Raw genomic sequence first — 20,872 nt, forward strand, 5'->3', positions numbered from 1 at the left:
GCGCGTTAGGCAGGTTTTGACCGAATCTTCGGCTTGAGCGGGTCGGGGACCCGTGTCAGCTTTTGCCGACAAGAGCAGCGATGCTCGGCGGCAAGGTTGCCGTCTTCACATCAAGGCTTCGTAGCCCCTGACCTGCGGTTCGCGCCGCGTCAGGGGCTTTTTGCGTTTTGGAGACCCGCATGACCTCTGACCGCGGCCCCGGCCGCTACAAGGTCGCGTGCGTCCAGTTCGCGCCGGTGATCGGCGATCTGGACGGCAATCTCGCGACCATCGCCACCAAGGTCCGCGCCGCCCATGCCGCCGGGGCGAGCCTCGTGGTGCTGCCCGAGCTCGCCCCCTCGGGCTACGTGTTCGAGAGCGACGAGGAACTCGCCGCCCTCGCCGGCCCGGTGCCGGAGGGGAAGGCGGCGGCCTTCCTCGTGGCGCTCGCGATGGAGCTCGGCATTCACCTCGTGTCGGGGATTGCCGAAGCGGCGAACGGGCGGGTCTACAACGCCGCCCTCCTCGCCGGGCCCGGCGGGTTCATCGGCGGCTACCGCAAGCTTCACCTGTGGGACCGGGAAACCCTGTTCTTCGCCCCCGGCGACCTCGGCCTGCCGGTCTACGACACGCCGCTCGGCAAGATCGGCATCGCCGTCTGCTACGACGGGTGGTTCCCCGAGACCTTCCGCACCCTCGCCGACGCCGGCGCCGAGATCGTGTGCGTGCCCACCAACTGGGTGCCGATGCCGAGCCAGGACCCCGACACGGAGGCGATGGCCAACACCCTCCACAAGGCGGCCGCCCATTCCAACGGCCTCTATATCGCCTGCGCCGACCGGGTGGGGGTGGAGCGGGGCCAGCCCTTCATCGGCCAGAGCCTGATCCTCGGTCCGAACGGCTGGCCGCTCGCCGGTCCCGCCCACCGCAGCGAGCCCGAGACCCTCATCGCCGAGGTGGACATCGGCGCGATCGAGCGCGTCCGCCAGATCAACGCCCACAACCACGTCCACGCGGACCGACGTCGCGACGTCTACCGCTGACCGCCTTTCGCCTTTTCATGCAGCCGGAGCTGAACCCATGAATGTCCTTATGAATGCCAAGATCCTCAGCGTCCTCGCGGCCACCCTCCTCGCCGGCACGGCGCAGGCGGCCGACCCGATCAAGATCGGCGTGCCCGTCGGGCTGTCGGGCGCCAACAGCGTCGTCGCCCCCTCGGTGGTGCAGGCCGCCGAGCTCGCGGTGGAGGAGATCAACGCCGAGGGCGGCGTGCTCGGCCGCCCGCTGAAGCTCGTCGTCGCCGACGACGGGTCGGGCGCGGTGGGCGCCCAGAAGGCCTTCGACGCCCTCGTCTTCCGCGACGAGGTGGACGTGCTCATCTCCATGGAGACGAGCGCGGCGCGCAACGCCGGCCTGCCGATCGTCCAGCGTGGCCGGATCCCCTACATCTACACCTCGTTCTACGAGGGTCGCTCCTGCAGCCCGTTCCTCTACGTCGACGCCTGGGTGCCCGAGCAGCAGGTGCCCCCGGTGGTCGACTATCTGAAGGCCGAGGGCGCCAAGACCTATTTCCTCATCGGCAGCGACTACGCCTTCGGCCGCGGCATGCTCGACTTTGCCGAAAGCTACATCAAGGAAACGGGCGGTGAGGTCGTCGGCGAGGAATATCTGCCGATGGACGGGACCGACTGGACCGCGATCATCTCCCAGTTGAAGAGCTCGGGCGCCGATGCGCTGATCACCTCCACCGCCGGCGGCGCGCCCAACGTGACCCTCACCAAGCAGCTGCGCGGCGCGGGGGTGACGATCCCCTACGCCAACCTCGCCGTCGACGAGGGCACCGCCAAGTCCATGGGCGCCGACGCCGAGGGCATCCTCATCTCCGCCTCCTACATCACCGGCATCGACAGCGACGAGAACAAGAGCTTCCTCAAGGCGATGAACGACAAGTTCGGCGGCGACCTGCGCACCCCCAACGACCTGTCGGTGCCGCAGTACGAGGGCGTCTATCTCTATAAGGAAGCCGTGGAGAAGGCCGGCAGCACCGACCCGCGCGCCGTCCTGAAGGCGCTCGGCGAGGTGTCGTTCACCGGCCCGCGCGGCACCATCGAGATGTCCAAGCAGCACCACGCCCCGCTGACGATGTATCTGGGTCAGGTGCAGGCCGACGGTTCGGTGAAGGTGGTGGAATCCTTCCCCAACGTCGATCCCGGCGAACAATGCCCCGATCTTTGAGGCACGCTTTGGGGCGCGCTTCAGGCTGTTCTGGGAGCATTCTGGGGGACGCCCTTCGAGCGACACTTCGGGCCGGCGCGCCGCGTCCTGACGCGCCGTCACCCGGCCCCTCATCCCCGACCCATCACCCGACATGACGCGCTGCCGACCTGGCGCGTCACCGGCTCGACACGCGGCGGCGGGCACCGGCCCCGCCGCCCATCCCAGGCGCCCCCAGCGGAGACAAGCCCATGTCCCTCTTCCTCGACGTCGTGACGAGTTCGGCCGTGCTCTTCATCGTCGCGACGGGCCTTCTGACGATCTTCGGCGTGCTCAAGATCATCAATTTCGCGCACGGGGCCTGGCTCACCGTGGGCGGCTACTGCGCGGTGGCGACCACCCAGACGGGGCTCAGCCCCTGGCTCGCGCTCCCCGTCGCCTTCGTCGTGGGCGGGGTGCTCGGCATCCTCACCGAGCGCTTCATCGTCCGCCCGCTCTATGCCCGACCCCTCGACGCGATCCTCGCCACCTGGGGGCTCGGCATCGTCATCGGCCAGCTCATCACCCTGATCTTCGGGCGCGACGTGCAGTTCACCCCGAGCCTCATCCCCGGCACCGTCGACGTGTTCGGCACCGCCTACTCGGCCTACCGGCTGTTCGCGCTTCTCGCGGCCGTCGTCCTGGGGCTCGGCTTCGCCTTCCTGATGGAAGGCACCCGGCTCGGCCTCTCCGCCCGCGCCGTCATCATGAACGAGACGCTCGCCCGCATCCTCGGGCTCGACACCGCGAAGATCCGCACCGTCACCTTCATGATCGGCACCGGGCTCGCGGGGCTCGCGGGGGTGCTCCTCACCCCGCTGACCAGCGTCGATCCGAACATGGGCGTCGCCTGGCTCGTCGGCTCTTTCATGCTGGTGATGGTGGCGGGGGAATCGTTCGGCACGCTCGCCGTCGCCTGCCTCCTCCTCGGCGGGGCGCAGGTGGTCGTCTCCACCTATGTCAGCCCGATCCTCGGCGGCATCACCATCGCCGTCCTCGCCGCCCTCATCCTGCGCCTCTCGCCGAAAGGGTTTTCGCGTGCCTGATGCCGCCCTCACCGGAGGGGCGCCCGTGGCGCGGCGGCGCCGCGGCCTCGTGCTCCTCGTCCTCGCGCTCGTTGCCGCCGCGGTGATGCTCGCCGCCCCCGCCGTGCTCGACCGCTTCTCGCTCAACGTGCTGACGCGGGCGATGATCTTCGCGATCCTCGCGATCACCGTCGACCTCCTGTGGGGTTTTGCCGGGATCCTCACCTTCGGCCAGGCCGCCTTCTTCGGCGTCGGTGCCTACGCGACCGCGATGATCCTCACCCATGTGGGCGACAGCGCGCCCTATGTGGCGCTCGGCCTCGTCGCCGCGGTGATCCTGCCGATGGTGGTGGGGGCGATGGTCGGCTGGCTCACCTTCTATCCGGGGTCCTCGGCGTTCTACGCCACCATCATCTCGCTGGTGGTGCCCATCGTCGTCACCCAGGTGATCTATTCGGGCGGCACGTTCACGGGCTCCTCCTCCGGCCTCGTCGGCTATTGGGGGATGCCGCTGTCGCTCGAGGGCTATTTCCGCCTCGCCGGGGTGGTGCTGGTGGCGGTGGCGTTCGCCGCCCTCGTCTTCGTGCGCTCCGACGCCGGCCGCCTCCTGACCGCGATCCGCAACAACGAGACGCGGTGCGCCTATCTCGGCATCAACACCCAGCGCATCAAGATCCTGCTGACGGTGGTGCTCGCCGGGGTCACGGGGCTCGCCGGCTTCCTCTACGCCAACGCCTCGGGGATGGTGGCGCCGGAAAACGCCGGCTTCGTGTTCGGCACCGAGCTCGTGGTGTGGACCGCGCTCGGCGGGCGGGGAACCATCGTCGGCCCGGTGCTGGGGGCGGTCGGCATCGGCTACCTGTCGGCCGAACTCTCGGGCGATCTCCCCTTCCTGTGGCAGCTGCTGATCGGGACGCTGTTCGTCCTCGTCATCATCGTCCTGCCCAACGGGCTCGCCGCGCTGGTGGCGCCGCTGAAGGCCTGGCGCAAGCCGCCGCCGCCGCCCACCCTCGTGGCGCTGCCGGTGACGGTACCCCGGCGCACCGGCACCGCGCCGCTCCTCGCCATGGAGAAGGTGGAAAAATCCTATGGCAGCCAGAAGGTGCTCGCCGACATCACCCTGACGGTGGCGCCGGGCGAGCTCGTCAGCCTCGTCGGCCCCAACGGCGCCGGCAAGACCACGCTGATGCGCTGCATGACCGACGGCGCCGCCGCGAGCGGGGGCACGGTCAGGATCAACGGCACCGCCATCGCCGGGATGCTGCCGGACGCCATCGTCGCCCGCGGCATCGGCCGCAAGTTCCAGGTGGCGAGCGTGTTCGAGGATCTCACCGTCGCCGAGTGCCTGCGCATGGCGCGGGCGTGCCACGAGACGCCGAGCCTCGTTGCCGCCGCCGAGACGCTGGCGCTGCCGGCCTCGGCCATCGACATCCTGCGGCTCACCGGGCTCGACCGGATGCTGGCGAGCCCGGTCTCGCTCCTCTCCCACGGCCAGAAGCAGAGCCTCGAGCTTGCCATGGTGGTGTCGCTGGAGCCGGAGCTGATCCTCCTCGACGAGCCCACCGCCGGCCTCACCAAGACCGAGCGCTCCACCATAGGCACCGTCCTGAAGACGCTGACGGCCGAGCGCGGGATGGCGGCGATCCTCGTCGAGCACGATCTCGACTTCGTGCGCGAGATTTCGAGCCGCATCGTGGTGCTGCACCAGGGCCGGCTCGTGGTGGACGGCACCGTGGAGGAGGCCGTCAACGCTGACATCGTCAAGCGCATCTATTCGGGAGGCGGTCATGAGTGAGGTTCTGGAGACGCCCGTCACGACGGCCAAGCTCGCCCTCGAGGGGGTCACCAGCGGCTACGGCCACGTGGAGATCATCAAGGACCTCTCGCTCGAAGTGCGGCCCGGTGAGATCTTCGCCCTGATGGGCAAGAACGGCATGGGCAAGACGACGCTCCTGAAGACCATCGTCGGGCTGTTGCCGGCGCGGCGGGGGCGCATCCTCCTCGACGGGGCGGACGTGACGAAGCGGGGGCCGAAGGCGCTGGTGGATCGGGGCGTCGCCTATGCGCCGCAGGAGCAGCCCCTGTTTCAGGACCTGTCGATCCGCGACAACCTGCGCCTCGCGCTCCCCTCCGATAAGGCGCTCGCGGCGGGGCTCGAGCGGGTGTACGGGCATTTCCCCTTCCTCGCCGACCGGCTCGCCCAGAAGGCGGGCACCCTGTCGGGCGGGGAGCAGAAGATGCTTATCATCGCCCGCGCCATGATGACGGAGCCCGACCTCCTCCTCATCGACGAGATTTCCGAGGGGCTGCAGCCGACGGTGATCGAGCGCATCGCCGCCGCGCTGAAGGACGAGCGGGCGAACGGCACGACGATCCTCATCGTCGAGCAGCATCTCGCCTTCGTGCTCGGGATCGCCGACCGGTGGGCGGTGATGAAGCTCGGCCAGATCGACGACGCGGGCGCCATCGGGCCGGATACAGAGGCGCGGGTGCTCGAGCACCTGCGCCTCTGAGGCGCCGGCCACGCGCGGGTGGCTACGGCTCGACCGGCCGCGCGTGGGGCACGATGAGCGCGTCAAGCGCGTAGCCGCCGCCGGGCAGGGCGAGGTAGGGGTTGATCTCCATCTCGGCGATCGCGTCGCGGTTGGCGGCGGCGATCTGCGACACGCGGACGATGGTGGCGACGAGGGCGTCGCGGTCGATCGCCGGCCGACCGCGGACGCTTTCGAGGAGCAGCGCGGAGGCCTTGAGCGCACCGATCATCTCCTCCGCCGTCTCCGGCGAGACGGGCGCGGGGCGGAACACGACGTCGCGCAGCACCTCGACGAGCACGCCGCCGAGGCCCAGCATCACCAGCGGACCGAACACCGGATCGGTGACGCTGCCGATGACGCACTCGACGCCACCCGTCAGCATCGGCGTGACGAGGAAGCCGTCCTGACGCGCGTCCGGGGCCTTGCGGGCGACCTCCTCGGCCATCTCGCGGGCCGCCGTCTCGACGGCCTCGGCGCCGGCGACGTCGAGCCGCACGCCGCCGACGTCGGACTTGTGGGCGATGTCGGGCGAGATGATCTTGAGCGCCACGGCGCCGCCCATATGCGCCGCTGCGGCGCCCGCCTCCTGCGCGGTCCGCACCGTGGCGGACGGCGGAAACGCAATGCCGGCCGCCGCCAGGATTTGCCGCGCCGCCACCTCGTCGAGCGAACCCGACGGCAAGCGGACCACCGCGTCGGCCGGGACTTCCCCGGCGGGGGCCGGAGCGCGCCCCAGTTCGGCGAGGAGACCGGCGAGCCGGACCGCCCGGCGCGGCTCGTCGTTGACGAGGAAGCCTTCCGCGCGGAACCGGTCGCGCACTTCGGGCGTGTGGCGCGCGCACACGATGAACGGCACGTCGGGATGACGCCGGCGCAAGGCGGCGAGCGCCGGGATCAGCTGGTCCATCACCCCGAGATTGCGCGCCATGTGGGCGAGGAACAGGATCACCGTGTCGAACCCGCCGCCGTCGATGGCGATCTCGGCAATGTCGGCGACGCGGGTGATGTCGGTGATCACCTGCGCGGTGACGTCGACCGGGTTGCGCCCGCTCGCGAAGGGCACGATCGCCTTCACCGCCGCCTGAGCCTTATCGGGCAAGGGGGGGAAGGTCAGCCCCTCGTTCGCCGCGAGGTCGGCCATCAGGACGCCCACCCCGCCCGACAGAGTGATCACGCCGACGCGCCGGCCGCGCGCGAACACGCCCGTCGCCGCGGCCTCCGCCGCGTCCACCAGATCGTCCATCGAGGTGGCCGCATAGGCGCCGGCGGCGGCCATCACGGCGTCGGCGCCGCGCGCCGCGCCGGCGAGCGCGCCGGTGTGCGAGGCGACCGCCTCGGCGCCGAGATCGGAGCGCCCGACCTTCATCACGACCACCGGCTTGCCCGCCGCCCGCGCCGTCTTCAGCGCGGCGACGAAGGCCGGCCCGTCCTTGATCCCTTCGACGTAGGCGACGATGACCGAGGTCGCCGGATCGTGTGAGAAGTGGGCGATGAGATCGGCGACGGTGACGTCGGCCTCGTTGCCGGTCGCGGCGAAATGGCTGATGCCGATCCCGCGATCGGCGAGCATCGCGTAGCAGTAGCTGCCGACGGCGCCGCTCTGGCTCGCGATGGCGATCACCCCGGGTTCGGGCCAGGTCGCATGGAGGGCAGTGGAGAAGGTCGCGAAGGTCGCAGTGAGCGGCGAGAACACGCCGAGCGCGTTGGGGCCGACGAGCCGCACCCCGGCGGCGCGGCAGCGGGCCGCGATCCGCGCTTCGAGCGCCTTGCCCGCCTCGTCGATCTCGCCGAGCCCGGCGCTGAAGATGACGATCGCCCGCACCCCTGCCGCGATGCAGTCGTCGACGGCCCCCTCCACCAGCTTCGCCGGCAGCGAGATCACCGCGAGGTCGACCGGACGGCCGGCGGCCGACAGCGTCGGAACGGCGGCAAGCCCCTGGATGGTGTCCGACTTCGGGTTGACGGGGATGATGTCGCCCCGAAACCCGGCCTTCTTCAGGAGCGCGATCGGCACGCCGCCGATCTTCGCCGTGTCCGAGGAGGCCCCGAGCACGGCGATCGAGCGCGGCGCAAGGAGCGCGTCGAGGGCGCTGCGCTCCTGCTCGCGCGGAGCAAGGTCCGCCAACGTCAGCGCCCCTTGAAGACGGGCGCGCGCTTCTCGATGAACGCGGCCCGCGCCTCCTGGGCGTCCTCGGTCTTCGACAGCGCGACGGTGTAGTCCTGCTCGAAGCGATAGGCGTATTTCTGCGGCATCAGATCGGCGATGTTGCAGGACGCCTTGGCGTAGCGCATCGCGACGGGGCTCTTCGAGGCGATCTCGCGGGCGAGCGACATCGCCGCGTCCATCAGCTCGTCGGCCTTATAGACGGCGGAGAGCACGTTCATCCGATAGAGCTCGGCCGCGGGCAGGCGGCGGCCGGTGAAGAACATCAGCCGCATGTCGGATCGGCCGAGCACGGTCTTCAGCATCGAGGCGCCGCCGGCAAGGCCGACATTGATCTCCGGCATGCCGAACGTCGCATCCTCGGAGGCGAGCATGATGTCGCAGTGGGTGAGGAGGGCGAAGCCGAGGCCGAGCGCGGTGCCGTTGCAGGCGGCGATGACCGGCTTGGCGCACTCCATGATGGCGTTGCCGGTCTCGCGGGTGATGCGGTTGTGGGAGGAGAACTCGCCCGCGACGGTCGGGTCCGGCCGCTCCTTCAGATCCGCCCCGGCGGAAAAGACCTTCTGGGAGCTGGTCAGCACCGCGACGCGGATGTCGTCACGCTCGGAGACCTCGTCGAACACGGCCACGATCCGGTCGCGCATCGCCCGATTGAACGCGTTCACGGGGGCTCTGTTCATCGTCACGACGGCGACGTGGTCCTCGACGTCCAGCGTGATCATGTCCTCGTCCACGTTTCTCTCCACTTTTCCGGTTATCGCGCGACCTTACGGTGGCCAATCAGGGTGCGCCTGTGCTTTCAGCGCATTAGTCTCTTGCCTTAAGGGCGTGACCGGGCTGGTCGAGCCCGGCGCCCTCGTGGAGGGGAAGAAGGTGTGATGCGTTACCGGCCACAGAACTCGATCGAAGACCTCAACGTGCTGCTCGCGGTCATCCGCAGCGGCAACTTCTCGTCCGCGGCCCGCGAGCTCGGCCTGCCGCCGTCCTCGGTGTCGCGCCGCATCCGGGCCATCGAGGAGCGGCTCGGCGTCGCCCTCTTCAAGCGCAACACGCGCGAGGTGCAGGCGACCGAGGCGGGCATCGCCTACGCCGACCAGGTGGAGCGCATCCTCGGCGACCTGCAGGACGCCGAGACCGGCATCTCGCTGCAGACGCGGCTGCCCGAAGGCGTGCTGCACATCGAATCGATGCCCGGCCTCACCGCCGCGCTGGTCACGCCGCTATTGACGAAGTTCGCCGAGGCCTACCCGATGATCCGCATCGACCTTCGCGTGTCGAACGGCACCATCGAGACCCTCGCGCCGGAAACCGATGTCGGCATCCGCTACGATCTCGGCGCGCCGTCGAGCCTGATCACGCGCAAGCTCACCACCACGCGGCAGGCGACCTACGCGGCGCCCTCCTACCTCGCCAAGCGCGGCGTGCCGAAGACGCCGGACGAGCTCGTCGAGCACAACCTCATCCCGACCGCCTACGACTTCCACGACGTAACGTGGCGGTTTCGCCGCGGCGACTACAAGCGCCTCATCGTCGCCCAGGGCAACATGCGCACCAACGACGTGAACGCCGCGCGGATCTCCACCGTGCACGGCCTCGGCATCACCGTGGTGCACAACTGGATGATGGACGCGGCGATCGCATCGGGGCAGATCGTGGAGATCCTGTCCGACTACGAGGTGTCGACGGCGCGTTTCTTCGACCGCCAGGTGCACGCCATCTACCCGCCGGCGATGCGCGAGGTGCAGAAGGTGCAGGTCTTCATCAACTTCCTGGTCCGCGAGCTGCGCTCCGACCATCACCGCTTCACCGCGGACCTTCCTTCTCCGTTCCGTTCGGCCGAGACCACGGTGGAATGCTGAGGGGGCCGTCCCCTCGCCACATTGAGGTCATCTTTGCCGCAACGACAATGGTCTTTTCGCGAGCGGCGAATAGCGCGGCGGCTGCGATCGACTAACCTTGCCGAGGCGACTGAGGATAGGCGCCGACAGGAGGATCGCGGTGGCCGACATTTTGGCCGACACAGCAGCCGACGACGACATCGCGGCGATGATCCGCGACAGCGCCCGCGGCATCGCCGAGCGGGACGGCGGCGTCGCGCGGGCTCGACGGCTGCGCTTCGCGTCGCCCGGCTACGATCCCGACGTTCTCTACGAGATGGCGGCGCTCGGATGGTTCGCGATCCGCCTGCCCGAGGCCGCCGGAGGCAGCGCCCTCCCCATCGCGACGCTCGGCCTGCTGGTGCACGATCTCGGCCGCGTCCTCACGCCCGAACCCCTCGTCGCGATGACCCTCGCCGCCCGCCTCCTCGCCGCGGCCGAGCCGGACGGCGACGTCCTCGCCGCACACGTCGCCGGCGAGCGGCTCGCGACCGTCGCCGCATTCGAAGGCCGGGACGGCATCGCCGTGACCGGCACGCGCGGCCCCCGCCACGCCGTGCCCGCCGTCGACACGGCCGCGACCGTCCTGATGGTCGAGCGCACCGCCGACGGTCTCGCCCTCCTCGCCTACGATCGCGATGCGGTGGACGCCGCCCCCGTCGCCCTGCAGGACGGCGGCTTCTGGGCGACGGTCTCGCCGACGGGCACCGGTCGCCTCGTCGGCCGGCCGGCGGCGCGGGACGTCGACGTCGCGCTGGAGGAGGCCACCCTCGCCACCGCGTTCGAGCTCTGCGGCATCGCCGCGGCCGCGCTCGACATCTCGCTCGACTATCTACGCGTGCGCCAGCAGTTCGGCCGCGCGATCGGATCCTTCCAGGCGCTCCAGCACGCCGCGGTGAACCTCAAGATCGAGGCCGAGCTCGCGATGGCGAGCGCCCGGGCCGCCGCCGCGCAGATCGACGCCGACGCCGACGCCGCGGCCGCCGTCTCCTGCGCCAAGGCGCAGGCCTCCGCCGCCGCGATCAAGGTCACGCGGGCGGCGATCCAGCTCCACGGCGGCATCGGCTACACCGACGAGCACGACATCGGCCTCTATCTGCGCCGCGCCATGGTTCTCGCCAGCGCCTTCGGCAGCGCCGACTGGCACGTGCGCCGATACGCGGACCTCACACGCCCCATGGCGGCAGCCGCCTGACCGACAGCCTCGCCGCGGACGCAATGCACCATTGCGGACGTGGCTCCAACTGGAGGCCGGGCCCGCTCGCGGCCGCCTCCGCGAAACGCTCCGGGCCAACCCGGATCAACCCAGGGAGGGGAACGATGAAACTTCGCAATCTCGGCTTGGCGGCGCTGGCCGTCGCGCTCGGCGGCCCGGCGCTGGCCGACGACCTGCCGCGCAGCATGGTCTGGTCGTCCTACGACGTCGGCTCGCAGGGCTATTCGGAAGCCTCCGCCATCGCCGACGCCTTCGGCAAGAAGTTCGGCACCCGCATCCGCATCCAGCCGTCCGGCACCAGCATCGGCCGCCTCCAGCCGCTCCTCGGCGGCCGCGCCGCCTACGGCTTCCTCGCCACCGAGACCTTCTTCGCCACCGAAGGCACCGAAGATTTCGCGCGACCCGACTGGGGCCCCCAGGACCTGCGCGTCGTGGCCGGCCGCCCCGGCTCCACCGGCATGGTGACGAGCCAGGAAAGCGGCATCGAGACCATCGCGGAGGTGAAGGGCCACCGCCTCGCGCTCACCGCCGGCAACGCCTCGATCAACGTGAAGTGCGCCGCCCTCCTCTCCTTCGCCGGGCTGACGCTCGACGACGTCGAGCTGGTGATGTTCCCGACCTACGCCGCGGCGCAGGCCTCCATCACCAACGGCGAGGCGGACGTCACCTGCGGCGCCACCACGTCGAGCGCGATGTACGAGCTCGAGGCCTCGCCTCGCGGCATCAAGTGGCTCCCCGTCCCCGCCTCGAACACCGAAGGTTGGGAGAAGCTCACCGCCGTCGCCCCGTTCTTCGCCCCCTATGAGGAGACCCAGGGCGCCGGCCTCTCCGCGGAGCACCCCGGCCACATCGTCGCCCTGCGCTACCCGATCATCGTGACGCTCGCCGACGCCGACGACGACGCCGTCTACGCCTTCACCAAGGCGCTGGACGAGACCTACGGGCTCTATAAGAACGCCACCTCGGTGACCGACCGCTGGGCGCTCGAGCAGTCCGGCGTCGGTCCCGTCGACGCGCCGTTCCACGAGGGCGCGATCCGCTACCTCAAGGAAAAGGGCATCTGGACCGAGAAGGAAGAGGAATGGAACGCGCGACGGCTCGCTCGCCTCGAAGCGCTCCAGGCCGCCTGGAAGACGTACAAGGCCGAGAATGCCGACCTTTCGGAGGAGGACTTCGTCAAGGGCTGGACCGAAAAACACGACGAGGTTCTTGCCTCGCTCTGACCGCTCCCGTCCGATGGCTCCGCCGCATCCGCGGCAGAGCCTTCAATGCCAGCGCAAGGCCCCGCCATGTCCGCCGACCCGTCTAACGATCAGATCGACTTCCACGTTCCCCTCGCCTCGACGATCAATCCCCGCGTCGCCGGACCGGCCGGCGTCGGTCTCATCGTGCTCGGTACGGCCGGCCTGGCGCTGACGATCAATCAGGTGTTCCGCCTCCAGCCGTTCGGCTTCCTGCCGATCGGCAACGCCTTTCTCTACTACGTCATCGGCCTCTATCTCGCCGCGACGTACATTATCTTCCCCGCGCGCGACGCCGACGCCACGAGGGTGCGGTTCTATGACTACATCCTGAGCGCCGCCGCGCTCGTCACGGGCGGCTGGCTCGGCCTGCACGGGCTCGAGATCATCCAGCTCGGCTGGGACTTCTCGGCGCCGACCATCGCCACCGTCTTCTCCGGCATCATGCTGGTGCTGGTGCTCGAGGGCGTGCGCCGCTCGGGCGGCACGGCGCTTCTCCTCGTCGCCCTCCTGTTCGCCGCCTACCCGCTCTACGCCGACTTCATGCCGGGCTTCCTCTGGGGCACGCAATACGGCGTCGGCGAGACGCTGCGCGCCCACGTCCTGGGCGTGGAGAGCATCATCGGCATTCCGATGCAGGTGGTGGCGAACCTCATCGTCGGCTTCGTCGTCTTCGGCACGGCGCTCGTCATCACCGGCGGCGGCCACTTCTTCATGTCGCTGGCGATCTCGCTCATGGGAGCCTCGCGCGGCGGGCCGGCCAAGGTGGCGGTGCTGTCCTCCGCCTTCATGGGCAGCCTCTCGGGCAGCGTCGTCACCAACATCCTGACGACCGGTCCGATCACCATCAACATGATGAAGCGCACCGGCTATCCGCCGCACTATGCCGCTTCGGTGGAGGCCTGCGCGTCCACCGGCGGCACGCTGATGCCGCCCGTGATGGGCGCCGTCGCCTTCATCATGGCGTCCTTCCTCGCCGTCCCCTACTCCACCGTGATGATCGCCGCCCTGTTCCCGGCGGTGCTCTTCTATCTCGCGCTGCTGATCCAGGTGGACCTCTTCGCGGCCCGCGCCGGGCTTCAGGGACTGAAGCGGGAGGACCTCCCCCGCATGTCCGAGACGCTCAAGGAGGGCTGGCCCTACCTCCTCAGCCTCGCCGTGCTCATCTACATGCTGATCGTGATGCGGCTCGAGAGCCATGCGCCCTACTATGCGACGCTGGTGCTGATCGCCGTCTCCGCGTTCAAGCGGCGCGAGCGGCTGACCCCGAAGCGGCTCGTCTCGCTGCTCCTCGAGGTCACCATCGCGGTGGCCCACCTCGTCTCCATTCTCGCCGGCATCGGCCTCGTGGTCGGCGGCCTCTCCTATACCGGCGTCGCCGGGGCCTTCTCGCGCGAGCTGCTGCTCTACGCCGGCAACTCGGTGCCGCTGCTCCTCATCGCCGGCGCGGTGACGAGCTTCGTCCTCGGCATGGGGATGACGGTGTCGGCCTGCTACATCTTCCTGTCGATCCTCCTCGCCCCGGCGCTGGTCGAGGCGGGCCTCGATCCCGTCGCGAGCCACCTCTTCATCCTCTATTGGGGCATGATGAGCTACATCACGCCACCCGTGGCGCTCGCCTCGATCACCGCGGCCAACATCGCCCACGCCGAAGCCTGGCGCACCGGCCTCTATTCGATGCGACTCGGCGCCATCCTCTTCGTGCTGCCGTTCTTCTTCGTCGTGAACCCGGCGCTCATCCTCAGCGGCCCGCCGCTCGACGTGATCGGCGCGACGGTGACGGCCTGCGGCGCGGCGCTCGCCCTCACGAGCGCGATGGAAGGCTACTTCTACCGCATCGGCACGCTCCTGCCGGTCACGCGGGTGGTGATGGGTCTCTCCGCGCTGGCCCTCATCTACCCGAACGGGCTGTCGGATCTCGTCGGCCTCTGCGCCATCGGCCTCGCGCTCGGCGCGCAGAGCCTGCTGAAGCGAAACGAAGCCCATGCGTGACGGGCCCGCCGCGCGATGAGCTCGGGGGGCGAATTCGAAGGGCGCGCCGTGCTCGTCACCGGAGCGGGCCGTCCGGGCGGCCAGGGGGCGGCGATCGCACGGCTTCTTCTGGCGCGCGGCGCCGCGGTGGTGATCGGCGACGTCGTGGAGCGGGCCGCCGGCGACGCGCTGGCGGCCGGGATGGGGCCGAACTGCCGCTACGTCCCGCTCGACGTCACCCGCGCCGCGGACTGGGACGCGGCGCTCGAGATCGCCGAGGCGCTCGGAACGCTGACCGGCCTCGTCAACAACGCGGCGATCTATCACCCGCATTCCCTCGCCGAGACCACCGAGGCCGACTTTCGCGCCCACATGGAGGTGAACCAGCTCGGCCCGTTCCTCGGCATGCAGCGCGCGGCGCCGCGGCTCGCCGCCGCGGGTGGCGGATCGATCGTCAACATCTCCTCCACCGCGGGGCTCAAAGGATCGACCCGCGCCTTCGCCTATTGCGGGACGAAGTGGGCGCTGCGGGGGATGACCAAGGCCGCCGCACTCGCGCTCGCGAAGGACGCGATCCGGGTCAACTCCGTCCATCCCGGCCCGATCGACACGACGATGCTCGACGTGGTGCCCGAAGCGATGCGGCAGGCGCGGGCCGCATCGGTGCCCCTCGGCCGGGAAGGACGTGCGGAGGAGGTCGCCGAGATCGTCGTCGTCCTCCTTTCGGAGCGCAGCAGCTACGTCACCGGCGCGGAAGTCGCGGTGGACGGCGGCGTCAGCCTCTGACGCCCCGTCAGGACGACGGCAGCCCGAGCACGACCTTGGCGAGGATGTTGCGCTGGATCTCGTTCGAGCCGGCATAGATCGAGGTCGGCAGCGACTGAATGGCCATCTGCCCGGGATTGAGGCCGCCGGCGAGCGGCTCGAGCCGGGCCGCGTCGAGACCCGACACGTCGGCCATCAGCACGGTGATCGCCTGGTAGAGCTCGGTCTGCACGATCTTGAGGATCGACACGTCCGCGCCGAGCGTTCCGCCGCGCCGCACGATGTCGACATGGCCGGCATAGAGCGCCTTCAGATCGGCAAGGCGCATGGCGAGGCGCGCGTAGCGGTCGCGGAACACCGGATCGTCGGCGATCCCCAGATGGTCCGCGAGCGTCGACAGTCGGGTGAGCGCGTTCTCCGACTGCTTCGGCGAGCCGACGAAGATGCGCTCGAACCCGAGGAGCGACTTCGCCATCGTCCAGCCGTGATTTTCCGGCCCGACGCGGTTGTCGACCGGCACCTTCACGTCGTCGAAGAAGACCTCGGCGAACTCCTCGTGAAGGTCGAGATTCTTGATCGGCCGCAGCGTGATGCCGGGGCTGTCCATCGGCACCAGCAGGAAGGAGATGCCGGCCTGCTGGCGCACGTTCGGATCGGTCCGCACGAGCATGAACATCCAGTTCGCGTCCATGCCGAGCGTCGTCCAGGTCTTCTGGCCGTTGACGACGTAGTGGTCGCCCTCGCGCACGGCGCGGGTCCGGAGCGAGGCGAGGTCGGAGCCGGCGTTCGGCTCGGAGTAGCCTTGCGCCCAGACGTGCTCGCCGCGCAGGATCGCCGGCAGGAAGCGCTCGCGCTGGGCGTCCGTACCATACTGGATGAGGAGCGGGCCGAGCATGACGATGCCGTGGTCGGCGATGCGCGCGCAGCCGTAGCGCTCCTGCTCCTCGACCATGATGATCTGCTTGGCGGGCGACAGCCCCATCCCGCCATGTTCCTTGGGCCAGCCGGGACAGAGCCAGCCCTTCTCGGCCAGCTTGAAGTACCAGAGGCTCGACTCCTTCCAGTGGAGCCGCTTGGGGCGGTGGCGGATCTCGTCCGGGTAGTTCTCCTCGATCCACCGGCGCACGAGGAGGCGGAACGTCTCGTCGGGCAGGGCGTCGAGGTCCGCCTCGGGGTCGATGGCGGGAGCGGAGGGAGCGATCGTCATGGGTGAACTCGTTGCGGGGCGGCGAGGACGCGCACCGGCGTGCCGTCGAGATAGGCCGCGATGTCCTCCACGGCGTCGGCGTAGTAGCGCGCGTAGTTGGCCTTGGTGACGTAGCCGAGGTGGGGGGTGAGAACGGTGTTGGGGGCCGCGAGCAGCGCCTCGTCGCCCCGGATCGGCTCGTGGTCGAAGACGTCGACCGCGGCGCCACCGAGGCGGCCGTCCGCCAGCGCCACGGCGAGCGCGTCGCTGTCGACGATCGGACCGCGCGAGGTGTTGAGGAGCAGCGCGCCGCGCCGCATCCGCGACAGTGCATCGGCGCCGATCAGGCCGCGCGTCGCGTCCGTCAGCGGCACGTGCACGCTGACGATGTCGGCCGCCGCGAGGAGTTCGTCGAGGGAGGCGGCGCGCCGCACGCCATGCTCGGCGGCGACGTCGTCCGTCAGAGAGCGGCTGAAGGCGACCACCCGCATCTCGAAGGCTGCGGCGTACCGCGCCATGACCTTCGCCACCTTGCCGAAGCCGACGAGGCCGAGCGTCGCGCCGGCGAGGTCGCGGCCGATCGTCTGCTGCCAGCGCCCCGCGCGGAGCGCCCGCTCCTCGGCCGGGATGTTGCGGCACAGCGCCATCAGCAGCGCCCAAGCGTGCTCCGGCGTCGGCGTCGCGAGGCTTCGCGTGCCGCAGACCGTGACGCCGCGGTCGGCCGCCGCGCCCATGTCGATGGCGGCGTTGAGCATTCCCGTCGTCACGATGAGGCGGAGGTTCGGCAGCGCGCCGACGAGGGCCGCGTCGAATGGCGTCCGCTCGCGCATCGCGACGACGATATGGTAGGGCGCCAGGCGCTCCGCGCGCGCGTCGTCCGCCAGCGGCTCGCGCAGGACCTCGACATGCACGCGATCGCCGAGCGCCGACCAGTCGGCGAGGCCGAGAGCCACGCCCTGATAGTCGTCGAGGATCGCGCACGCGAGGCTCATGCCGCGCTCGACGCCCCGCGGTCCCGCGTGCCGATCGCGCCGGCCCGGCGCAGGCTCGCGAGCTCGCCCGCCCCCGCTCCGAGCCAGTCCGCCAACGCCTCCTCGGTGTGCTCGCCGTGGCGCGGTGCGGGGCGCGGCGGGTAGGCGGGCGTGCTGGACAAGTGCAGCGGATTGCCGACGATCCGCATGGCGCCGACCACGGGATGCTCGATGTCGTGCAGCATCCCGGAGGCTTCGGCCTCCGGCGAGGCCAGCGTCTCGAGCGGCGTGCGGACCGCGCCGGCCGGCACCCCGTGCTCGCGCAACGTGGCGATCCACTCCGCGCGCGTGCGGGTCGCAAGACGCTCCGAAAGCCGCGCGGTCAGCTCCTCGAGGTTCGCGAGGCGCGCGGCGTTGCTCGCGAACGCGGCCCGCTGGGCCATCTCGGGCACGCCGAGCGCACCGCAAAGCTTGGCGAACAGGCGGTTGTTGCCGGCGCTCAGCATGATCTTGCCATCGGCGCAGTCGTAGAGCCCGTTCGGCGCCATGAAGAAGGAGGTGTTGCCGAGGCGCTCCGGATTCTCGCCGGTGACGAGCGGGCCCTGCAGCATATAGCCGAGGCTCGACAGGGCGGTGTCGAACAGCGAGACGTCGATGAACTGGCCGCGCCCCGACGTCTCGCGCGCCTTGAGGGCGGCGACGATGGCGAGTGCCCCGTGCACCCCGGTGAGGATGTCGATGACCGAGCCGCCGGCGCGGATCGGCGGCATCGAGGCGTCGCCGGTCATGTACATGTAGCCGGTCTCGGCCTGGATGATCGGATCATAGCCCGGCAGCGGGCCGAAGCGGCTGGTGTAGCCGTAGCCGGACAGGGCGCAGTAGACGAGGCGCGGGTTCGCCGCGATCAGCCGGTCGGCGTCGAGGCCGAAGCGCGCCATGGTGCCGGGGCGGAAGTTCTCAACGAGCACGTCGGCCGTCGCGGCGAGGCGCGCGGCCAAAGCGCGGCCCTCCTCGGTGGCGAGGTTGATGGCGACCGAACGCTTCGACCGGTTGAGGGCGAGAAAGATCGACGCCTCGCCATTCTTTCCGGGGGGATAGTGCGTGCGCGCGTCGTCCCCGGTCACAGGATCCTCGACCTTGACGACGTCGGCGCCGAGGTCGGCGAGCATCGCGGTGAGGTAGGGGCCCGCGATGACTCGCGTGAAATCCAGCACCCGCAGTCGAGCGAGCGGCGGTTCTGTCGTTGGCTCCACGGATTGGCCTTCCGGTTCGCGTCGCGGCAATCGTCACTGCCTGAACCCGAACGCTATCAAAGGCTTCGCGCGGCGCGTTATTGCCGTTGCTGGCACAAGTCCTATGCGACAGCGGCAACAGACGGCACCGCCCGCCCCCTCTAGGCTCGCGAGCGCGGCGCCCTCGATCGGGACGTTCGCGCCGGGCCGCCGCGGACAACGGGCGGCTCCAACGGACCGAGTAAGGGGGAGCCATGGATGCGGTGACGACGACGCACGAGACGGAGACGCTCGCCGCCTACCGGGCCCGCCTTGCCGACTTCCTCGCCGCTAGCGCGCCGGCACACCTTTATGCCGACAGCGTCGCCTACCGCCCCGCCTCCAACGCCGAGCTGGCCGACTGGGAGCGGGCGTGCTGGCAGGCCGGCTTCTGGGGCGTCACCTGGCCGACCGCCTATGGCGGCCACGGCCTCACGATGCGTCACCACCTCGTCGCCAACGAAGAGATCGGCCGCCTCGCCCTGCCGCCGAGCGTCAACTCGATCGGCAAGGAGCTCGTCGGCCCGATCATCCTGAAGGCCGGCAGCGAGGCGCAGAAGCAAGAGTTTCTGCCGCGCATCCTGTCGATGGACGACATCTGGTGCCAGGGCTTCTCCGAGCCGGGCGCCGGCTCCGATCTCGCCCGGCTGCGCACCAAGGCGGTGAAGATCGACGGCGGCTGGCGCATCGACGGGCAGAAGACCTGGACCTCCTACGCCGACCGGGCGTCGCACTGCCTGCTCCTCGCGCGCACGGGTACCGTGGAGGACCGCCACAAGGGCCTCGTCCTCTTCGCCGTGCCGATGACGACGCCGGGCATCGAGGCGCGTCCGATCGCCCAGATGACCGAGGCGGAGGGGTTCTGCGAGACGTTCTTTTCCGGCGTCGAGGTGCCGGACGACGCCCTCGTCGGCGCCGAGGACGGCGGATGGGCCGCCGCGGTGTCGGTGCTGTCGGTGGAGCGGGCGACGAACCGCATGTATCGCGGCATGCGCTTCGAAAACGAGCTCCGACATCTGATCCGCACCCTGAAGACGGCCCCCTCGCTGGCGCCGCGCCTGGAAGACGGGGCGGTGCGGGTGCGCCTCGCCGCCCTCTGGCGCGACATGGAGGTCGTGAAGGCGAACGCCCGCGACGTGGTGGAGCGGATCATGGCGGGTGCCGAGGTCGGCGAATATGGGAGCTTCATCAAGCTCCACTGGAGCGAGGCGCACCAGCGGCTCGGCGCCTTCGCCCTGGAGCTCCTCTCCGGCGCGCGCGAGACCGACGACCCGGACGTCGCCCGCGCACGCGCGAGGTTCGAGGCGCAATATCTCGAGGATCGCGCGGCGACCATCTATGCCGGCACGAGCGAAATTCAGCTCGGCATCATCGCCGACCGGATCCTGCGTTTGCCGAGGACGAGCCGATGACCGCCTTCGACCTGCCCGCTTCCGTCGCCGACATCTTCGATGCGGCGGAGGCCTCGCTCGCCGCCTGCGGCACGGACGACCTCGACGTGGCTCTGTCGCGCATCGGCGGCGACGGCCTCCTCGGCGTACTCGCGCCGGAGCCCGCGGGGCTCGCTCTGGAGCTGCCCGCGGCCGTCGCCGTCGTTAGAGCGGCCGGCGCGGGCTGCTTTGCCATCCCCCTCGGCCCCGTGCTCGCGGCGTCCGACATCCTGGCGCGCGAGGCGGGGCTCGCCGAAAAGGCGTTCGCCGGCGAAGTGCTCGTGACCGCGGCCCCCGTCGCCGACCTCGCGCCGAGCGGCGGCCGCGTCGCGGGCCGTGCGCTGCTGGTGCCGCTGGCCGACCGAGCGGGTCTCCTCGTGGCCCCGGTGGGCGGTGCCGTCGCCATCGTCGACCTCGCCGCCGGCGGCGTCGCGATGCACCTTTCGAGCCCGCTCGACGAGGCCCGCCCCGCCTATACGCTCGACATCGATGCCGCCCCCGCGCTTCTCGTCGACGACCCCGCCCTCGTCGCCGAGTGGCACGCGCGCGACCTCCTGTTCCGCGCGGCGGAGGGAGCGGCCGCGGCCGGGGCGGCGCTGACGATGGCGATCGCCCACCTCACCGACCGCCAGCAGTTCGGCCGCACGCTGATCAGCTTCCAGAGCCTGCGGCACGACCTCGCGCGGGCGCGCATGGATCTCCACTCGCTCGACCGCCTGATTCTCCAGAGCGCCGACGCCGCGCCGGGCGAAAGCCGCCTCGCCGCCGCGGAGATGGCCTACGCGCGGGCCGCGAGCGTGGTGCCGCCGGCGATCGAGATGGCGCTGCACATGCACGGCGGCATGGGCTTCACCCGCGAGGTGCGGGTCCACGAGTTCCTGCGCCGCGCCCGCGGCCTCTTCGCCGGCCGCGACGGCGCCTGGGCGGACGCCCTGATCGCGACGCGCATCCTCGCCGACGACACCGTGGGCTGAAAGCGCGCGAGAGGG

At 70.4% G+C, this 20,872-nt stretch carries 17 protein-coding genes; 12 read left to right on the forward strand and 5 right to left on the reverse strand.

Going from position 1 to position 20,872, the window contains the following annotated elements; genetic code table 11:
• Positions 1–179 precede the first annotated feature (179 nt).
• The 5 genes from JCR33_RS15080 (at position 180) to JCR33_RS15100 (ending at position 5,770) form a co-directional block, all read left to right on the forward strand.
• Positions 180–1,022, forward strand: a complete 843-nt coding sequence (locus JCR33_RS15080) for a nitrilase family protein (RefSeq protein ID WP_198882931.1) — start codon at positions 180–182, stop codon at positions 1,020–1,022.
• 37 nt (positions 1,023–1,059) lie between these two features.
• Positions 1,060–2,214 carry a substrate-binding protein gene (locus JCR33_RS15085; protein WP_198882932.1) on the forward strand — a complete coding sequence of 385 codons (1,155 nt, stop codon included), beginning with the start codon at positions 1,060–1,062 and terminating at the stop codon, positions 2,212–2,214.
• A 230-nt stretch (positions 2,215–2,444) separates the two neighbouring features.
• Complete coding sequence (locus tag JCR33_RS15090) at positions 2,445–3,278, forward strand: branched-chain amino acid ABC transporter permease (RefSeq protein WP_198882933.1); 834 nt, start codon at positions 2,445–2,447, stop codon at positions 3,276–3,278.
• 85 nt (positions 3,279–3,363) lie between these two features.
• The gene (locus JCR33_RS15095) at positions 3,364–5,052 is read left to right on the forward strand and encodes a branched-chain amino acid ABC transporter ATP-binding protein/permease (RefSeq protein ID WP_232372603.1); all 1,689 of its coding nucleotides are present in this window, start codon (positions 3,364–3,366) and stop codon (positions 5,050–5,052) included.
• Positions 5,045–5,770, forward strand: coding sequence for an ABC transporter ATP-binding protein (locus tag JCR33_RS15100; protein WP_198882935.1), 726 nt, complete (start codon positions 5,045–5,047; stop codon positions 5,768–5,770). Before JCR33_RS15095 ends, JCR33_RS15100 begins: the two co-directional genes overlap by 8 nt.
• A 22-nt stretch (positions 5,771–5,792) precedes the next feature.
• Here JCR33_RS15100 and JCR33_RS15105 read toward each other — a convergent pair whose 3' ends face one another.
• Both JCR33_RS15105 and JCR33_RS15110 read right to left on the reverse strand, forming a co-directional pair.
• The gene (locus JCR33_RS15105; protein ID WP_198882936.1) at positions 5,793–7,916 is read right to left on the reverse strand and encodes an acetate--CoA ligase family protein; all 2,124 of its coding nucleotides are present in this window, start codon (positions 7,914–7,916) and stop codon (positions 5,793–5,795) included.
• A gap of 2 nt (positions 7,917–7,918) precedes the next feature.
• Entirely contained in the window at positions 7,919–8,689 is a 771-nt protein-coding gene (locus JCR33_RS15110) for an enoyl-CoA hydratase/isomerase family protein (protein ID WP_332461201.1), read from the reverse strand.
• A 144-nt stretch (positions 8,690–8,833) separates the two neighbouring features.
• Between JCR33_RS15110 and JCR33_RS15115 the strand changes: the two genes are divergently transcribed.
• From JCR33_RS15115 to JCR33_RS15135, 5 genes are all read left to right on the forward strand, one after another.
• Positions 8,834–9,814, forward strand: a complete 981-nt coding sequence (locus JCR33_RS15115; RefSeq protein ID WP_198882937.1) for a LysR family transcriptional regulator — start codon at positions 8,834–8,836, stop codon at positions 9,812–9,814.
• A 139-nt stretch (positions 9,815–9,953) separates the two neighbouring features.
• Positions 9,954–11,027, forward strand: a complete 1,074-nt coding sequence (locus JCR33_RS15120) for an acyl-CoA dehydrogenase family protein (protein WP_198882938.1) — start codon at positions 9,954–9,956, stop codon at positions 11,025–11,027.
• A gap of 125 nt (positions 11,028–11,152) precedes the next feature.
• Positions 11,153–12,271, forward strand: coding sequence for a TAXI family TRAP transporter solute-binding subunit (locus tag JCR33_RS15125; protein ID WP_198882939.1), 1,119 nt, complete (start codon positions 11,153–11,155; stop codon positions 12,269–12,271).
• A gap of 66 nt (positions 12,272–12,337) precedes the next feature.
• The gene (locus JCR33_RS15130) at positions 12,338–14,281 is read left to right on the forward strand and encodes a TRAP transporter permease (RefSeq protein ID WP_198882940.1); all 1,944 of its coding nucleotides are present in this window, start codon (positions 12,338–12,340) and stop codon (positions 14,279–14,281) included.
• 15 nt (positions 14,282–14,296) lie between these two features.
• On the forward strand, positions 14,297–15,046 hold the full coding sequence (locus tag JCR33_RS15135; protein ID WP_211110327.1) for an SDR family NAD(P)-dependent oxidoreductase: 750 nt from the start codon (positions 14,297–14,299) through the stop codon (positions 15,044–15,046).
• A gap of 7 nt (positions 15,047–15,053) precedes the next feature.
• On the opposite strand, the gene JCR33_RS15140 is transcribed toward JCR33_RS15135, so the two are convergent.
• The 3 genes from JCR33_RS15140 to JCR33_RS15150 are packed head-to-tail and all read right to left on the reverse strand — an operon-like array spanning position 15,054 to position 18,435.
• Complete coding sequence (locus JCR33_RS15140) at positions 15,054–16,232, reverse strand: acyl-CoA dehydrogenase family protein (protein WP_198882942.1); 1,179 nt, start codon at positions 16,230–16,232, stop codon at positions 15,054–15,056.
• Positions 16,229–17,203: a D-2-hydroxyacid dehydrogenase family protein gene (locus JCR33_RS15145; RefSeq protein ID WP_198882943.1), complete on the reverse strand. Its 975-nt coding sequence runs from the start codon at positions 17,201–17,203 to the stop codon at positions 16,229–16,231. The genes JCR33_RS15140 and JCR33_RS15145 overlap by 4 nt, the downstream gene beginning before the upstream one ends.
• Positions 17,200–18,435 carry a CaiB/BaiF CoA transferase family protein gene (locus tag JCR33_RS15150; RefSeq protein ID WP_198882944.1) on the reverse strand — a complete coding sequence of 412 codons (1,236 nt, stop codon included), beginning with the start codon at positions 18,433–18,435 and terminating at the stop codon, positions 17,200–17,202. Before JCR33_RS15150 ends, JCR33_RS15145 begins: the two co-directional genes overlap by 4 nt.
• A gap of 233 nt (positions 18,436–18,668) precedes the next feature.
• Between JCR33_RS15150 and JCR33_RS15155 the strand changes: the two genes are divergently transcribed.
• Both JCR33_RS15155 and JCR33_RS15160 read left to right on the forward strand, forming a co-directional pair.
• Positions 18,669–19,865 (forward strand): acyl-CoA dehydrogenase family protein, encoded by a 1,197-nt coding sequence (locus tag JCR33_RS15155; RefSeq protein WP_198882945.1) that lies wholly within the window; start codon positions 18,669–18,671, stop codon positions 19,863–19,865.
• The gene (locus tag JCR33_RS15160; protein ID WP_198882946.1) at positions 19,862–20,857 is read left to right on the forward strand and encodes an acyl-CoA dehydrogenase family protein; all 996 of its coding nucleotides are present in this window, start codon (positions 19,862–19,864) and stop codon (positions 20,855–20,857) included. Before JCR33_RS15155 ends, JCR33_RS15160 begins: the two co-directional genes overlap by 4 nt.
• Positions 20,858–20,872 lie beyond the last annotated feature (15 nt).

Origin of the sequence: Acuticoccus mangrovi (assembly GCF_016411865.1) — a bacterium.
In the GTDB taxonomy this organism is placed as follows: domain Bacteria; phylum Pseudomonadota; class Alphaproteobacteria; order Rhizobiales; family Amorphaceae; genus Acuticoccus; species Acuticoccus mangrovi.

Bases quoted from the DNA above. Each gene is read 5' to 3' on its own strand.
- JCR33_RS15080 (WP_198882931.1), top strand. From the start codon at position 180: ATGACCTCTGACCGCGGCCCCGGCCGCTACAAGGTCGCGTGCGTCCAG.
- JCR33_RS15085 (WP_198882932.1), top strand. From the start codon at position 1,060: ATGAATGTCCTTATGAATGCCAAGATCCTCAGCGTCCTCGCGGCCACC.
- JCR33_RS15090 (WP_198882933.1), top strand. From the start codon at position 2,445: ATGTCCCTCTTCCTCGACGTCGTGACGAGTTCGGCCGTGCTCTTCATC.
- JCR33_RS15095 (WP_232372603.1), top strand. From the start codon at position 3,364: ATGCTCGCCGCCCCCGCCGTGCTCGACCGCTTCTCGCTCAACGTGCTG.
- JCR33_RS15100 (WP_198882935.1), top strand. From the start codon at position 5,045: ATGAGTGAGGTTCTGGAGACGCCCGTCACGACGGCCAAGCTCGCCCTC.
- JCR33_RS15115 (WP_198882937.1), top strand. From the start codon at position 8,834: ATGCGTTACCGGCCACAGAACTCGATCGAAGACCTCAACGTGCTGCTC.
- JCR33_RS15125 (WP_198882939.1), top strand. From the start codon at position 11,153: ATGAAACTTCGCAATCTCGGCTTGGCGGCGCTGGCCGTCGCGCTCGGC.
- JCR33_RS15130 (WP_198882940.1), top strand. From the start codon at position 12,338: ATGTCCGCCGACCCGTCTAACGATCAGATCGACTTCCACGTTCCCCTC.
- JCR33_RS15135 (WP_211110327.1), top strand. From the start codon at position 14,297: ATGAGCTCGGGGGGCGAATTCGAAGGGCGCGCCGTGCTCGTCACCGGA.
- JCR33_RS15140 (WP_198882942.1), bottom strand. From the start codon at position 16,232: ATGACGATCGCTCCCTCCGCTCCCGCCATCGACCCCGAGGCGGACCTC.
- JCR33_RS15145 (WP_198882943.1), bottom strand. From the start codon at position 17,203: ATGAGCCTCGCGTGCGCGATCCTCGACGACTATCAGGGCGTGGCTCTC.
- JCR33_RS15155 (WP_198882945.1), top strand. From the start codon at position 18,669: ATGGATGCGGTGACGACGACGCACGAGACGGAGACGCTCGCCGCCTAC.
- JCR33_RS15160 (WP_198882946.1), top strand. From the start codon at position 19,862: ATGACCGCCTTCGACCTGCCCGCTTCCGTCGCCGACATCTTCGATGCG.